This is a genomic window from Photobacterium sanguinicancri (assembly GCF_002265265.1).
GTDB classification, from domain to species: domain Bacteria; phylum Pseudomonadota; class Gammaproteobacteria; order Enterobacterales; family Vibrionaceae; genus Photobacterium; species Photobacterium sanguinicancri.
The window spans coordinates 59920-75282 of the sequence record NZ_NOIF01000003.1; the positions used below are offsets into that span (position 1 = coordinate 59920).

The 15363-nt window shown below is 44.6% G+C and carries 9 protein-coding genes; 5 read left to right on the forward strand and 4 right to left on the reverse strand.

From position 1 onward, the window contains the following. The first annotated feature begins 400 nt into the window (after nucleotides 1–400). The 4 genes from topA (at nucleotide 401) to torA (ending at nucleotide 7259) form a co-directional block, all read left to right on the forward strand. Nucleotides 401–3052, forward strand: a complete 2652-nt coding sequence (gene topA, locus ASV53_RS01205; RefSeq protein WP_094955790.1) for a type I DNA topoisomerase — start codon at nucleotides 401–403, stop codon at nucleotides 3050–3052. Between the two features lie 314 nt (nucleotides 3053–3366). Beyond that, nucleotides 3367–3540, forward strand: coding sequence for a trimethylamine N-oxide reductase system protein TorE (gene torE, locus ASV53_RS01210; protein WP_062688727.1), 174 nt, complete (start codon nucleotides 3367–3369; stop codon nucleotides 3538–3540). Nucleotides 3541–3577: 37 nt separating this feature from the next. After that, nucleotides 3578–4762 carry a pentaheme c-type cytochrome TorC gene (gene torC / locus ASV53_RS01215; RefSeq protein ID WP_094955791.1) on the forward strand — a complete coding sequence of 395 codons (1185 nt, stop codon included), beginning with the start codon at nucleotides 3578–3580 and terminating at the stop codon, nucleotides 4760–4762. 19 nt (nucleotides 4763–4781) lie between these two features. Beyond that, nucleotides 4782–7259 (forward strand): trimethylamine-N-oxide reductase TorA, encoded by a 2478-nt coding sequence (gene torA / locus ASV53_RS01220; RefSeq protein ID WP_094955792.1) that lies wholly within the window; start codon nucleotides 4782–4784, stop codon nucleotides 7257–7259. Between the two features lie 208 nt (nucleotides 7260–7467). Here torA and ASV53_RS01225 read toward each other — a convergent pair whose 3' ends face one another. The 4 genes from ASV53_RS01225 to ebgR form a co-directional block, all read right to left on the reverse strand. Continuing rightward, entirely contained in the window at nucleotides 7468–8916 is a 1449-nt protein-coding gene (locus ASV53_RS01225) for an amino acid permease (RefSeq protein ID WP_094955793.1), read from the reverse strand. A 108-nt stretch (nucleotides 8917–9024) separates the two neighbouring features. Then, on the reverse strand, nucleotides 9025–9489 hold the full coding sequence (locus ASV53_RS01230) for a beta-galactosidase subunit beta (RefSeq protein WP_094955794.1): 465 nt from the start codon (nucleotides 9487–9489) through the stop codon (nucleotides 9025–9027). A gap of 3 nt (nucleotides 9490–9492) precedes the next feature. Continuing rightward, nucleotides 9493–12597: a beta-galactosidase subunit alpha gene (gene ebgA / locus ASV53_RS01235; protein ID WP_094955795.1), complete on the reverse strand. Its 3105-nt coding sequence runs from the start codon at nucleotides 12595–12597 to the stop codon at nucleotides 9493–9495. A gap of 412 nt (nucleotides 12598–13009) precedes the next feature. After that, nucleotides 13010–13993 (reverse strand): transcriptional regulator EbgR, encoded by a 984-nt coding sequence (gene ebgR / locus ASV53_RS01240; RefSeq protein WP_094955796.1) that lies wholly within the window; start codon nucleotides 13991–13993, stop codon nucleotides 13010–13012. A 356-nt stretch (nucleotides 13994–14349) separates the two neighbouring features. On the opposite strand from ebgR, the gene galE reads away from it, so the two are divergent. Continuing rightward, nucleotides 14350–15360: a UDP-glucose 4-epimerase GalE gene (galE, locus tag ASV53_RS01245; RefSeq protein ID WP_094955797.1), complete on the forward strand. Its 1011-nt coding sequence runs from the start codon at nucleotides 14350–14352 to the stop codon at nucleotides 15358–15360. Nucleotides 15361–15363 lie beyond the last annotated feature (3 nt).

Consider the following 15363-nt stretch of genomic DNA (forward strand, 5'->3'; position numbering starts at 1 on the left):
TCAAACCCTTCGTTTATTAGTGTTTTTTTTCTTGTGAGGCTATAAGCTGTGCGCAAAACCAAATGAGTGGCTGTATTTCTGTGAGCAGTTGCAAATTTTTTTGGTAAAAAATAGTCAAACCGTGGGATAGGTGGTAATCATTAGCGCCTTAAAGCTACCTCACAGCAAGAAAAGGCATTATTAAATCGCAAGAAGTTAGGTTTGATATATCATTTAACTTATGCGTAACAACTGGGGAAGGGACGAGCAATCAGCGCGTTTTCATCAAAAACCAGTTGACCTTCTTGTATAGTAGCCCAATATTGTAATAACGTTGCCATGCGATTCAATACGTTTTTTGGTGTGCAACCTTATGTTTTTATTATAATTTTTACGAGCACGAGGACGTAATAGAGTCATTATGGGTAAATCTCTCGTTATTGTGGAGTCCCCTGCCAAAGCCAAGACGATTAACAAGTACTTGGGTAAGGACTTCATTGTAAAGTCAAGCGTTGGTCACGTTCGTGATTTGCCAACGGGTGCGCGTAGTACCGGCAAGAAAGCCGCTGCGACTTCAACCAAAGGGTTAAGTCCAGAAGAAAAAGCACGTATCAAGAAAGAAAAAGATCGTAAATCGCTCATCGGAAAAATGGGTGTTGACCCATATAACGACTGGGCGGCTCAGTACGAAGTGCTTCCAGGCAAAGAAAAAGTTGTCAGTGAACTTCAAAAACTCGCGAAAGACGCTGACTTCGTCTATCTCGCAACCGATTTGGACCGCGAAGGGGAAGCTATTGCGTGGCACCTTCGTGAGATCATCGGTGGCGATGATGCACGTTACAAACGAGTGGTTTTCAACGAAATCACCAAAAATGCAATTCAGCAGGCATTTGAACAGCCGGGTGAATTAAACATTGATGGTGTAAATGCCCAGCAAGCGCGTCGATTCCTTGATCGCGTAGTTGGCTTTATGGTTTCTCCACTTTTGTGGAAAAAAGTCGCTCGTGGCTTGTCAGCAGGTCGTGTTCAATCAGTAGCGGTTAAGCTAATTGTTGAGCGCGAACGTGAGATCAAAGCGTTTACACCTGAAGAGTTCTGGGATATTCACGCGAATACTCAAACTGTAGGTAGTGATGCACTGCGCTTAATGGTAACGCAGCAGGCGGGTAAAGCATTCCGTCCTGAAAACGAAACGGATGCAATGGCTGCTAAGTCTGTGCTTGATAGCGCAACTTATACCGTGGCAGATCGTGAAGATCGCCCGACAAGCAGTAAACCATCTGCACCTTACATTACGTCGACGCTACAACAAGCGGCGAGTACACGTTTAGGTTATGGCGTTAAGCGTACAATGGGCCTTGCTCAACGTTTGTATGAAGCGGGTTACATTACGTATATGCGTACTGACTCCACCAACCTTTCGAAAGAAGCGGTTGAGTCTGCACGTGAGTTCATTGCATCTGAGTACGGTGATAATTACCTACCAGAGAATGCGAATGTATACGGTAGTAAAGGCAATGCTCAAGAAGCGCACGAAGCTATTCGTCCTTCAAGTGTTGAAGTACAAGCTGAACACCTAGAAGGCATGGATCAAGACGCTGTTAAACTGTACGACCTTATTTGGCGTCAGTTTGTGGCTTGTCAGATGATGCCTGCGAAGTACGACTCAAGTACGATCACAGTATCGGCTGCAGACTTCACGCTGAAAGCGAAAGGTCGCACCATGCGTTTTGCTGGTTGGACACACGTACAGCGTCCGTCTGGTAAGAATGAAGATACGACACTGCCTATGGTTCACGTTGGCGAGACATTAACGCTAACTGAACTTGAGCCTAAGCAACACTTCACCAAGCCGCCAGCACGCTTTACAGAAGCAGCATTGGTTAAAGAGCTTGAGAAGCGCGGCATTGGCCGTCCATCGACTTACGCTTCGATCATTTCTACGATTCAAGATCGTGGCTATGTGCGTGTTGATATGCGCCGTTTCTTTGCTGAGAAAATGGGTGAAATCGTCTCAGACCGTTTGGACCAGTCGTTTGCTGATCTAATGGACTTTGATTTTACCGCTCGCATGGAAGGTAACTTAGATAAAATCGCAGAAGGTGAAAAGAACTGGAAACAAGTTCTTGATCAATTCTTCAGTGACTTCACCGCAGAGCTTGAAAAAGCAGAGCTTGATGAAGGCGAAGGTGGCATGAAGCCAAACAATATCGTAGAAACCGATATTGAATGTCCGACGTGTTCACGCCCTATGGGTATTCGTACTGCATCAACAGGTGTATTCCTGGGTTGTACCGGCTATGCACTGCCACCTAAAGAGCGTTGTAAGACAACGATCAACTTAGGTGACGAAGATGGCATTATTAACGTACTTGAAGAAGACGTTGAAACGGCGGCATTACGTGCGAAGAAGCGTTGTCCTAAATGTGACACTGCAATGGATGCTTACCTAATCGACCAAGATCGTAAATTACATGTTTGTGGTAATAACCCAAGCTGTGATGGTTACATCGTAGAGAAAGGTGAGTTTGTTCTTAAAGGCTATGACGGCCCAGTTATCGAGTGTGATAAGTGTGGTTCAGACATGGAGCTTAAGAACGGCCGTTTCGGTAAGTACATGGGTTGTACCAGCGAAGATTGTAAGAACACGCGTAAGATCCTTAAAAACGGTGAGATTGCTCCACCGAAAGAAGATCCAGTTCATTTACCTGAACTGCCGTGTACGCAAGATTCAAATGCTTACTTTGTATTGCGTGATGGTGCATCTGGTCTCTTTATGGCAGCAAGTACCTTCCCTAAATCGCGCGAAACACGTGCGCCATTAGTTGAAGAGCTGGTTCGCTTTAAAGATCGTTTGTCACCGAAGTTTATTTACTTAACGGATGCTCCAACGGAAGACCCTGATGGTCGCCCGACGGTGGTTCGCTTTAGTCGAAAGACCAAAGAAAACTACGTGCGTTCAGAAGTAGATGGCAAGCCATCTGGCTGGACTGGTTTATACATTGGCGGTAAGTGGGAAATTACCGACAAGCGTAAAAAACCGAAGAAAGAAAAAGAAGATGACGCTGAGTAATCAGCAGTCACTTTAGATAAAAAAACCGCCGAGAGGCTGCATTAATTACACTTGGATTTTGACAGCTCTGGAGGATCGTTCAACCGATCATATTTACGCTAACTGATCGGCATTACCGTTACGACGGTGGCTTTTTTGTGCCTGTTATTTGAGTAAGGCTTAATGATTAGGGGCAAAACTTTGTCATTAATGTGATGAAAGCAGAATTATTTACGTGCTACTCAATCGTTCAGAATTCCTTAACTATACTTTCGTAGATAGGCCTCCTCTCTATTACATCTAAAGAGGTAGGTGAATAAAAAAAGGATGTGAGCATGAGTAATCAAGAACCGCTTAAAGAAGAAGAACGTGGCAAGTACGAATGGCGATCATTTATTTTTATAACCGTCTTTCTATTCCCTATCTTAGCCGTCGCCCTTGTCGGCGGTTATGGCTTTATCGTTTGGATGTTACAAATCTTTTTCCTTGGTCCTCCAGGCCATGGCTAAGTTTTCCCATTCACAGTAAACGATAAGGTAGGTAACTATGATGAATACGATAAAAAAACTGTGGATGACGTTCTGGCGTCCAGCAGTACATATTAGCCTCGGTGTATTAACACTCGGTGGCTTTGTTGCGGGTGTGATTTTCTGGGGTGGATTTAACACAGCCCTTGAGCACACCAACACGGAAGAGTTTTGTATTGGCTGTCATGAAATGCGTGACAATGTATACGTAGAATTACAGTCAACGGTTCACTGGTCGAATCATTCAGGGGTACGAGCAACGTGTCCTGATTGTCATGTACCACATAACTGGACAGATAAAATTGCACGTAAAATGCAAGCCAGTAAAGAGGTCTTTGGGGCCATTTTTGGCACGATAGACACGCGCGAAAAATTTTTAGAAAAACGCCTTGAATTAGCGAACCATGAATGGAAACGGTTTGCCGCTAATGGTTCGATGGAATGTAAAAGCTGCCATAACTACGACAGTATGGATTGGGATCTTATGTCCGATCGGGCTCGCTCGCAAATGAAGCAAGCGGCTGAACGTGACCAAAGCTGTATCGATTGTCATAAAGGGATTGCGCACCAATTACCCGGGAATATGGAAGCATCTGGCGGCATGGTGGATCAATTGGTTGCCAAAGCGCAGAACACCCAATACTCCGAAGGTAATAACTACTTCAGTGTTCGTTTCCTTCCAATGTTTGAAGATGAAGCCATGACTAAAGATGGCGGTCAATTAAACCCTGCATCAGAAGTGAAAGTGGTTGCGGTAACAGATAAAGCTATTCAAGTTGAAATTAATGGTTGGCGTAAAACGAAAGGTTTTGGTCGCGTTATTAATGAAGACTTTGGTATGAATATCCCAACGGCAGCACTAAGCAAAGAAGCAGCACAGAGTGAAGGCTTAGTCGAGAAATTTGAAGAGAAAGAAGATGATCTAACAGGTCTGCCTTGGCAGCGTGTATCTGTGAAATTGTGGATGCCAAAAGAATCGATGTTAGCCAATGTTGATGAGATTTGGAGTGAAACAAAATCTGCATACAACACCAACTGTAGTGTTTGTCATACCCAGCCAGAAGAAGCGCATTTCGATGCCAATACATGGCCTGGTATGTTTAACGGTATGCTCGCGTTTGTGAATCTTGATCACGATAGTGAAGCCTTGGTTCTGAAATATCTTCAAAAACACTCATCAGATTTTGCTGATGGTAATCACTAATGCACAGAGGGATTAAGCTATGTCTCTAAGTCGACGTAATTTTTTGAAAGGGCTCGCGACGACCTCAGCTGCGTCAGTGATTGGGCCAACTTTATTGATGCAAGCCGCTCAGGCGGCAGAAGAGGTTTCGCCGTATGCTGCCGATGGTGTGTGGAAAGTATCGGGCTCTCACTGGGGAGCATTTCGCGCAAAAATTTATAACGGTAAAGTACAAGAACTGAAAGCGCTGGAATTTGATAAATATCCAAGCGATATGCTCAAAGGTATTAAAGGGATCATCTATAGTCCATCACGGGTGCGTTACCCTATGGTACGGCTTGATTGGCTAAAGAAACACAAGTACAGCGGCGATACCCGCGGTAATAACCGTTTCATTCGAGTGACATGGGATGAAGCGTTAGATTTATTTTACCAAGAACTTGAACGAGTACAAAAAGACTACGGGCCGTGGGCGTTGTTAGCAGGGCAAACCGGTTGGCGACAAACAGGACAGTTTCACAGTTGTACCACGCACATGCAACGTGCCGTAGGTATGCACGGTAACTTCATTAAGAAAGTAGGGGATTACTCTACAGGGGCAGGGCAAACTATTTTGCCTTACGTACTTGGGTCAACAGAGGTTTATGCACAAGGTACATCGTGGCCAGAGATCTTAGATAATACCAATGTTGTTGTGCTGTGGGCGAATGATCCTATAAAGAACACCCAAGTAGGTTGGCAGTGTGAAACACATGGTTCGTATGAGTACTATGAGCAGCTAAAAGAGAAGGTTGCCAAAGGTGAGATCAAAGTGATCTCGGTCGATCCTGTTAAATCCAAAAGCCAAAATTACTTTAACAGTGATCAGATCTATGTGAATCCTCAATCGGATGTCGCCTTCATGCTGGCGATCGCTCATACCCTTTATAAAGAAGATTTGTACGACAAGAAATTCATCGAAACCTATGCGTTAGGCTTTGATGAGTTCATTCCTTATGTCGAAGGTAAAACTAAAGATAAAGTGGAGAAAACGCCTGAATGGGCAGAGCCTATCTGTGGTGTTAAAGCTGATGATATCCGTGAATTTGCCCGCTTGTTAGTGAAAGGGCGTACGCAACTGATATTTGGTTGGGCGATCCAGCGTCAACAACACGGTGAACAACCCTATTGGATGGGGGCAGTATTGGCGGCGATGATCGGGCAAATTGGCTTACCGGGTGGTGGCGTTTCGTATTCCCACCATTACAGCGGTGTCGGTATCCCACCAACGGGAGCATCAGGGCCTGGTGGTTTCCCTCGTAATGTCGATGAAGGCCAAAAACCTAAGTGGGACAGCACCGACTTTAAAGGGTATAGCAGTACCATCCCTGTCGCGCGCTGGATTGATGCGATTTTAGAACCGGGCAAAGAGATCAAATATAACGGCGCTAAAGTAACCTTCCCTGACCCTAAAATGGTGGTTATTAGTGGATGTAATCCATGGCATCATCACCAAGATCGAAACCGGATGAAAACCGCCTTCCAGAAATTACAAACTGTTGTCACCATCGAGTTTGCATGGACGGCAACCTGTCGCTTCTCAGACATCGTATTACCCGCCTGTACCCAGTTTGAGCGTAACGATATTGACTTGTATGGAGCCTATTCTGCATCAGGTATTTTGGCGATGCACAAGCTGGTGGATCCGCTATATCAATCGAAAACAGATTTCCAAATCTTCACCGAACTGTGTGAACGTTTTGGTCGGGCAAAAGAATATACCCGTGGTATGAACGAAATGGAGTGGCTACATCAGCTCTATAACGAGTGTCGTGAGGCCAACAAAGCCAAGCATAAAATGCCGGAATTTGATGAGTTCTGGAAGGAGGGCTTGTTTGAATTTGGTGAAGGGACCAACTTTGTCCGTCACGCGGCTTTCCGTGAAGACCCAGAGATCAATCCACTAGGCACGCCTTCTGGGTTTATTGAGATCTTTAGCCGTAAGATCGACCGTTACGGTTACGAGTATTGCCAAGGGCATCCAATGTGGTTTGAAAAATCAGAGCGTTCACACGGTGGACCAAGCTCAGATAAATTCCCAATTTGGTTGCAGTCTTGTCACCCAGATCAGCGATTACACTCACAAATGTGTGAATCAGAAAAGTATCGTGAAACCTACACAGTACAAGGGCGAGAACCTGTTTATATCAACCCTGAAGATGCCAAAGAACGCGGTATTAGTGATGGCGATATAGTGCGGGTGTATAACGATCGTGGTCAGTTACTGGCAGGGGCACGCGTATCTGATAACTATCCTCGTGGGGTGATTCGTATTCATGAAGGGGCATGGTATGGCCCTGTGAATGAGAAAGTAGGATCGCTCGATACCTATGGCGATCCGAATACGCTGACGCAAGATATTGGTTCGTCACAATTAGCCCAAGCGACCAGTGCCAATACTGTTGTTGTCGAGTTTGAAAAATTCAACGGTGAAGCACCGCCTGTAACCTCATTTGGTGGGCCGATATATGTCAGCTGATGTTCTAAGTTATCAATAATAAAAGGAGCGTATTAACGCTCCTTTTTGATTTTTAACGTTTTAGCTTACTTCTACCGCTTTGACCCTAAAGAACATGGCATAGAGTGAGTTGGTTTATTACGTTGCCTTCAGAAAATAAAAAAGGATGGTGTAGTCACCATCCTTTTTACTTTTTATGTTGATCTGGGCGCGATAGGTTTAGCAGTGATTATTGTGCTTCAGCCCGCACCGCTTGTACTGTAGGTTGTTCTTCTACCATACGGTCAGCTTCGTTTAGCGACTTGATATATTGGTTGTACTTCCACCAAGCAAAGCCAAGGAAGATAACAATGCCGCCCACGTTGTAGAAAATGATAGTCATGATGTCTGCGCCTGTTGGGAAGGTTGAAGCAAGGAAGCCAACAGTGAAGATGCCAATCAGAATCGACACTAGAACAATCCCAGTTGTACGTGAACCCATCTTGAAATCACGCTCTAGGTGATCCAATTTCAAACGTAAGTTCAGGTAAGCAATCATAATGAACAGTGGTGGTAACATAGATGCTGCAGCGGTCATATTGATGACAGTATTCATTAAGTCTTGTGCTGTGTTCGAGCCCATTGTCGGGATGATCATCAATGGAATAACGATTAAGAATTGAATCCAAGCCGCACGTGCTGGTACGCCGTTTTCGTTTAGCTCTACCGTTTTCTTGCCGAAGATACCCGCTGGGATTTCAGAGAAGAAGATTTTAACTGGCGTTGCTGTCCACATCAGCAGTGAACCGAACATTGCAGTGAATGATACCAAGCCAACAAAGCGGTTCATCATGACTTCTGGCAGACCAAAATAAGTGGCTAAGCCTTCAAATACTTGAACTGAACCGCCTGTGTATTTTAGGGTTTCACTTGGTACGAATACGTTGATCAGTACAGAAGCGACAGAGTAAAGCACACCAATGAAGATACCCGCAATTATGATAACTTTGACGAAAGATTTAGAGCCGCCTTTCACATCGTTAACGTAAACCGCGACCGATTCCGCACCGCCAGCCGCCATGAAAATCCATGTCGTTATGCCAAGGAATGCCCAGTTAAATTCAGGGATCATGGCTTCAACTGTAATAGGATCAGCGGGTTGCACGCCACCTAATAGTGCAGCACCAGAAAGCAGAATGTAAGACATGGTTAATAGCAACATTAGCGATGATGTCACAGAGGTGATTGGCCCCAGTAATTTTGCACCGTTGGTTGATACGTAGGTGGCGAAGGCGAATAACACCATACTGAGCGCTGTTGTGGTCAACGGGGTAAGTATGTATTCGTACCCTAAGAAGGCGTATGACGCATAGGCAATAACGCGTGGCAGTAAAGTGGTAAAGAAGAACAGGTTAACGAACCAGTAGGTATAGGCTGAAATAAATGCCCAGCGACCGCCTAGTGAACTTTTTACCCAAGCGTATACGCCCGCTTCTGAATCTTTATTCAGCGAAACAAACTCTGCAATAATCAAACAGAAAGGAATGAAGTAAAAAATCGTTGCCAAGAAAAACATTGGCGCAGAGGATAAACCGATTTCTATGTTGTTGTTTATCACATTGTTGAAGCTGAATACAGCCGCAAATGTGAGAGAGAGCAAGCCGAATTTGCCTATCGTATTACGTTTAGTATCAGACATCTGATATCTCCGATGAATCACGTTGATTGTAGGTGAGGAGGGGCTTACAGTGCTGTGACTGCAGTCCCTCTCTTGTTGTTTATCTCCGGATATTTATTCCGGTTTTTATTATTTATTTAAGAAATAGCCGTCTTCGATGGTGACTTTAAGCACCACTTTGCGTACGTGCTTTGCGGCTTGGTTATCGCTATGAAAACGGTAAGCTTTGCTGTTATCAAAAACGACAACTTGGCCTTGGTGTAGCTCGCGGAATTCACCGTGACCTTGAAGGTATTCACGGTCGGTTTCATCGCTATAAGCTGTGATTTGAGTTAACGCAGACTTGTCTGCAAATTCGATGGTTTCACTGCCTTCAAGGTAGTAGTGCACATCGAAATAACGACGGTTGCCTTCGAAGTACTCTGTGTTTAAAGCTGGGGTTGCAGCGATCATGTACACCAAAGAATCACCAATAGAATGCATCACGCCATCTTTGATATTGCCGATGTTCTCTATGGCTTCGACACAACGATTCCATTTACGCCCTGCGCGATATACTGTTTTGAATTGCTCTAAGCTCTCTAACACGATCATGGTTTAGGCCTCGTTGCTGCTAGTGGAAGAAAGGGAGGTTTGGCTGAAAAAATCATTATTAAAGTCATGCTGTGCCATGGCATTTGCGCTGCAATCACCGGCTTTAAGTGGTAATAACGTTAGGCCGTAGCGGAAGCTATCCATGTAAACGCGGTATGAATCGAGCACTTCACTTCCCCAAGAGTTAGAACCTAACCCCATGATTTGGTGGTCGAGGTTTAGCGTAATGTAGCCACTCTTTTCTAGTTCAATAGTGTGCTGCGCTTGGTGTAGATTTTGATTGGTGTAGAACCATGCACTGAGGTTGATGTCTTGCTGAGGTTTTACCAAGATGCCTGCACCGCTACGGTTGGTAAGCGCTGCCCAGCGTACGTGCTGACGATTGCCGTTGTTTTGTGGGAACGGGTAGTTCTCGAACATGTCAGCAACCGTTGATTGATAAACATCAATCATGTTGGCTTGTTTGCTGTCTTGGTAATTTTCTTCTGGGCCGCGACCGTAGTAGTTCACTTGATCGAACTGGTCGTTAATGCCCAAATCTAAACCGATAACAGGAATAACATGCGGGTAATCACCATAGCGCTCACCACTTAGCTCAACATTTAGTTGGCCTTCGGCGTTAATTTGGTAGCGGTAGGTACAGCGCATCCCAAAGTCGAACACCGGCGGTGCGATAATGCTGGTGGTTGTGATTTCAACTGCGCCATTAACTTGCTCAACTTCAAGGCTGCGGAAATGTTCTTGCATGATTTGTAGATGAGCAGGCTCCCAGAGTCCTTCGTGTTCTTGCTTATGGTTATCAACCATAGGTTTGAAGAAGTTTAGCTTAGGGGCTGAGGCAATGAGCTCTTCGCCATTAACCAGCCAAGAGGTCAGCTTGCCGTTGATCTTTGAGAAATTCAGCGCGAAGTTTTGCCCTGTGATGGTGTAATCCAATCGGCTTTCTTTTATCTCTAGTTCGGTTGCATTGAGATTAGTAAAGACAGGTAACTGAGCGGTATTTTCTTTGACGGCATATTGGTAAATCGCGATGTCGTGGTTTGCTTCGCTATACAGCGTACGGGTGTCTTTGCGCACAGTGAAATTAACGAAGACTTCACGCTCATCAAGCTCTGGTAGCCTAATGTGAATGTCACGCTCAGAGTTTGCAGCCAAGCCCTCAAGTTTGATCTTGGTACTTGCCAGTGTTTCTCCTTCAGCGCGAATATCTGCGGTGATGGTGTAGTCATCGAGGTTGCTAAACCAAAGTTTATTCTCAATAACAAAGTGACCATCTGCGGCGTTAATTGCACGGATTTTCACTGGGGCAATCACTTGCTTGTATTCTTTTAAGCCCGGCCCTGGTGTTTGATCTGAGTAGATTAAGCCATCCATACAGAAGTTGTAGTTATTCGGGTAATCGCCATAATCACCACCGTACTTGTAGAATTCAGTACCTTCTTCATTACGCGCTAAAATGCCGTGATCACACCATTCCCACACATAATGACCTTGAATACTATCGTGCTTGTAGAACACATTCTGATATTCAGTTAAACCACCAGGGCCGTTGCCCATAGCATGGGCGTATTCGCAGATAATACGTGGCTTTTCATGTGGGTGTTCACCAAAGTGGTTCATCAGTTGAGCACGCGAGTACATGGTCGAAATGACATCAACTACTTCTGCATCACGGTCTTCTTCATAGTGTACTAAGCGGGTGTCATCTATTGCCTTGGTGGCAGCGTACATTGAACGAATATTGCAACCGTAGCCTGATTCATTACCCATAGACCACATGATGATCGAAGGGTGGTTCTTTTGCGCGTGTACGTGGCGAACGGCGCGGTCGACAAAAACGGTTTCCCATTCAGGATCGTTGGTAATACGGCTTAGATCGCCAACATTGGCAAAGCCGTGGGTTTCAACGTCGGTTTCCGCCATCACGAATAAACCGTAGATGTCACACAGTTCGTAGAAACGAGGATCGTTTGGGTAGTGCGCAGTACGTACTGAGTTGATGTTATGTTGTTTCATCAGCACGATATCTTTCTCTACACGGTCCATTCCGACGGCGCGACCTTTAAGATGGTCGTTATCGTGGCGGTTGACACCGTGTAGCATCAAGTATTGGTTGTTAACGTAGAACAGGCCATCACGCACTTTAATGTCACGGAAGCCGACACGCTGCGGAATGATTTCAAGTACTTTGCCAGATCTGTCTTTAAGCGTAAGGATAAGTTGATATAGATAAGGGTTTTCAGCTGTCCAATGGGTTGGACTGACCATATCAATAGCAAATTGCACCTTGGAGACGGAATCAATCGTTAGACTGTCGAGTGATCCTTCTGCGACAACCCGACCTTGATCAAGTAGTGCATATTCAAGTGCAACCCCAGACGCTAGCGGGCTTGCTAGGTTTTCAATATCCGCGATACAAGTTAGGGTCGCGCTGCGGTAATCGTCAGCAAAGTCAGTGCGAACTGTTACATCTTGAACATGAACTTGTTCTTTACCGATAAGGTAAACATCACGGAAGATCCCAGCCGTCCACCACATGTCTTGGTCTTCTATATAAGTCGAATCTGCCCACTGCATCACACGAACAGACAGCAAGTTTTCGCCTTGCTGTACGTGTTGTGAAATATCAAATTCAGCGGTTAATCGGCTGCCTTTACTAAAGCCGACATATTCGCCGTTCACATAGACTTCAAAGTAAGTTTCCACCCCATCAAATTTGATAATGGTTTGTTTATCGCACCAGTTTTTGCCTAGGGTGAAAGTACGTTGGTAGGCACCTGTTGGGTTGTCGGAAGGAACAAAAGGCACATCAATAGGGAAAGGGAAACCTTCATCGGTGTACTGCAAATCACCGTGACCTTCCATTTGCCACATATTTGGCACCGTAATGTGATTCCACTCAGTCATTAATTGTGAGTAGAACGTATCTGGCACTAATAATGGATTAGTGAAGAAGTTAAAGTTCCATTGACCGCTAAGCTGCATAAAGTGGCTGCTTAATTCTCGTTGGAATGTTTGCGCACTTTTTACTGAGTCGTAAGAGAAGAAGTATGCACGCGGTGCTATACGATTCTCATGTAGGTGAAGGAAGTTTTCCCAGTTGTTCACGTGTTGCCTCCCGGTTTATATACCGATGTACTTTTCAAATACCTTAGAAGGAAAGCTTTAAGGGACGAAAAGTGAGCTTCAAAATGTGTGGAGCGTTTGCTCCTTAACTGAGGAAAGATATTAGTAAAACTTTTACTAAAATAAATTAGTGAAAACGTTTTACTTTAAGTGGGTCACGAAAATTGAGCAGATTTCAGCGCGTGATGTGATCTGGCTAAAGAAAACGGTTGCGTTGCACTGGGGGTATACTTTTGATGCTGAGAGGGAATTCCCAGGGGCGTTTACACAGGTTTGCTATGAGAAAGGGCTAACTTAAGATTTTGGCGGTATACAGGTGCTATGTTTGCTCGTAATAAATAAAAAGGCACTATAATCAGCGCCTTGTACTCTTACCTGACTGTTTCCATCGCCGCTATTTGGTTGTTCCGCGGAGCTTCAATTTACTGGGTACATAGACTTTGAGCGGTAGGGCGCGGCCATCCCTCACTTTTTCTACTAAGAGGTTAACGCCTTGGCTCCCCATCATTTCTGAGTGAATACGCACCGTCGATAGTGGCGGAAAGGTAAAACGTGCCGTCGGAATGTCATTCACGCTGATCAGAGAAATATCATTAGGAATCTTCAGGCCATGCTCGTGCAAGGCTCGAACGACGCCAATTGCAATGGAATCAGACGCAATAAATAACGCACGAGGGTGATTAGGTTTTGCCAGCATTTCTAGTGCAAGTTTATAGCCTGAAGAGCTTGAGAAGTCACCACGATAAAGATCCTGCTCGGAGACGACCTGCTTTAATTGACCGTATTCAGAAAAAGCAATTTCACGAATATCGGCGGTGCCTGGTTGGTCTTGTCCGCCAATAAAACCGATACGATTAAAATCTTGAGCAATGAAAAAGTCGATCACTTCTTTACTTATTTTCGCTAGGTCGATATCAACGGAATCAAACTGTGACTTGTTATCGCTAAAGTCGAGATAGCAAATGTTGTCTGTCATATTTACAGCCATGTTCAGTACGGTTTGAGTTGTTTTCCCAACCATTAAAATTCCAGATATGGCATTAATATTATTGTCTATTTTACCTTCGTAGCAATTGGTTAGTGTGATACCTAGTTTTTCACACTGGCTTTCAATGCCATGACGGATAGAAAGGTAGTAAGGGTCGTTGATTTCGGCTTCTTGCTTGTAGTTATAAACAGCAAGGAAGTGGTGATTTGGTACGGCTGCGACTTGGTGTTTCTTTGCGCTACTGGTTCTGTATTCCAATCTGGCCGCAATTTCTAAGATGCGATGCTTCGTTTCTTCTTTAACACAAAGCGTCGGGTCATCGTTGAGTACCCGTGAAACAGTAGCCAGAGATACGCCAGCCTCGGTTGCTATGTCTTTTAGTGTTGCCATTTTATCTTTCCTTGGTGGCGATGATCGTCAGATTTATATCTAGATTGTCTATCTTAAAGCATGTTACAGCGCCTGCACGACTTTTTAGTAAAAAAATATTAATTTTAAGATATCGATAACATATCGCGATTAAGTGCTAAATCATTGATAAATAATGAAGTGATTAAAGTGCGCTCTTAAAGGGATAAGATTCTACTGTGTTTGTAACCCTATAAAGTAGGTCAAAATACGTAATATATGGAAACGTTTACACAAGTGTGTAATTGATCACGGAATCATACGACCAATGATTGTTAGACTCTCGATCAGACAAAATAGCGACCTGAATAAGGTTGGACAAAAGAGAGAGGCGGATTGTGAAAGTATTGGTAACTGGCGGGATGGGCTACATAGGCTCCCATACTTGTGTACAAATGATTGAAGCGGGTATTGAGCCTGTCATTATCGATAACTTATCCAATGCGAAGTCAGAAGTTCTTCAGCGTATTGAAGCGATTACAGGTACTAAGCCTGCATTTCATCAAGGTGATATTCGTGATGAGACTTTTCTTGATTCAATCTTTGCGCAGCACGATATCCATGCGGTTATTCATTTTGCGGGTTTAAAGGCCGTGGGTGAGTCAGTGGAAAAGCCACTGGAATATTTTGACAATAACGTCAATGGCTCGTTAGTACTTGCACGTTCAATGCGAAAAGCGGGTGTGAAAAGTATCGTATTTAGCTCTTCTGCAACGGTCTACGGCGATCCTCAAGTGGTGCCGATTACTGAAGATTCCCCGACAGGTGCAACCACTAATCCTTATGGGCGCAGTAAGTACATGGTAGAGCAATGTTTCTCTGATTTATTCACTGCTGAAAATGATTGGAGCATCACGCTACTTCGCTACTTTAACCCTGTCGGTGCTCACCCATCAGGCACCATGGGGGAAGACCCTCAAGGTATTCCTAATAACTTAATGCCGTTTATTGCCCAAGTCGCTGTCGGGCGCCGTGATCAGCTTTCTGTCTTTGGCGATGATTACAACACACCCGATGGTACTGGGGTTCGTGATTATATCCACGTTATGGATTTAGCGGATGGTCATATTGCGGCACTAAAAGCCGTGGGTGAAAAATCAGGTTTACACATCTACAACCTAGGTACTGGCACTGGTACCAGCGTATTAGAAATGGTGAATGCTTTTGGCGATGCTTGCCTCAAAGTAATTCCGTATAAAATTTGTCCACGCCGTGCGGGTGATATTGCTGAATGCTGGGCTGATACTCAAAAAGCACAACAAGAGCTGAACTGGCAAGCAACACGTACCGTCGCAGAAATGACAGCCGACACATGGCGCTGGCAATCAAACAACCCTCAAGGCTATTAAGAG

Excerpts from the sequence above, each read along its gene's own strand:
- topA (WP_094955790.1), top strand. The coding sequence starts at position 401 with ATGGGTAAATCTCTCGTTATTGTGGAGTCCCCTGCCAAAGCCAAGACG.
- torE (WP_062688727.1), top strand. The coding sequence starts at position 3,367 with ATGAGTAATCAAGAACCGCTTAAAGAAGAAGAACGTGGCAAGTACGAA.
- torC (WP_094955791.1), top strand. The coding sequence starts at position 3,578 with ATGATGAATACGATAAAAAAACTGTGGATGACGTTCTGGCGTCCAGCA.
- torA (WP_094955792.1), top strand. The coding sequence starts at position 4,782 with ATGTCTCTAAGTCGACGTAATTTTTTGAAAGGGCTCGCGACGACCTCA.
- ASV53_RS01225 (WP_094955793.1), bottom strand. The coding sequence starts at position 8,916 with ATGTCTGATACTAAACGTAATACGATAGGCAAATTCGGCTTGCTCTCT.
- ASV53_RS01230 (WP_094955794.1), bottom strand. The coding sequence starts at position 9,489 with ATGATCGTGTTAGAGAGCTTAGAGCAATTCAAAACAGTATATCGCGCA.
- ebgR (WP_094955796.1), bottom strand. The coding sequence starts at position 13,993 with ATGGCAACACTAAAAGACATAGCAACCGAGGCTGGCGTATCTCTGGCT.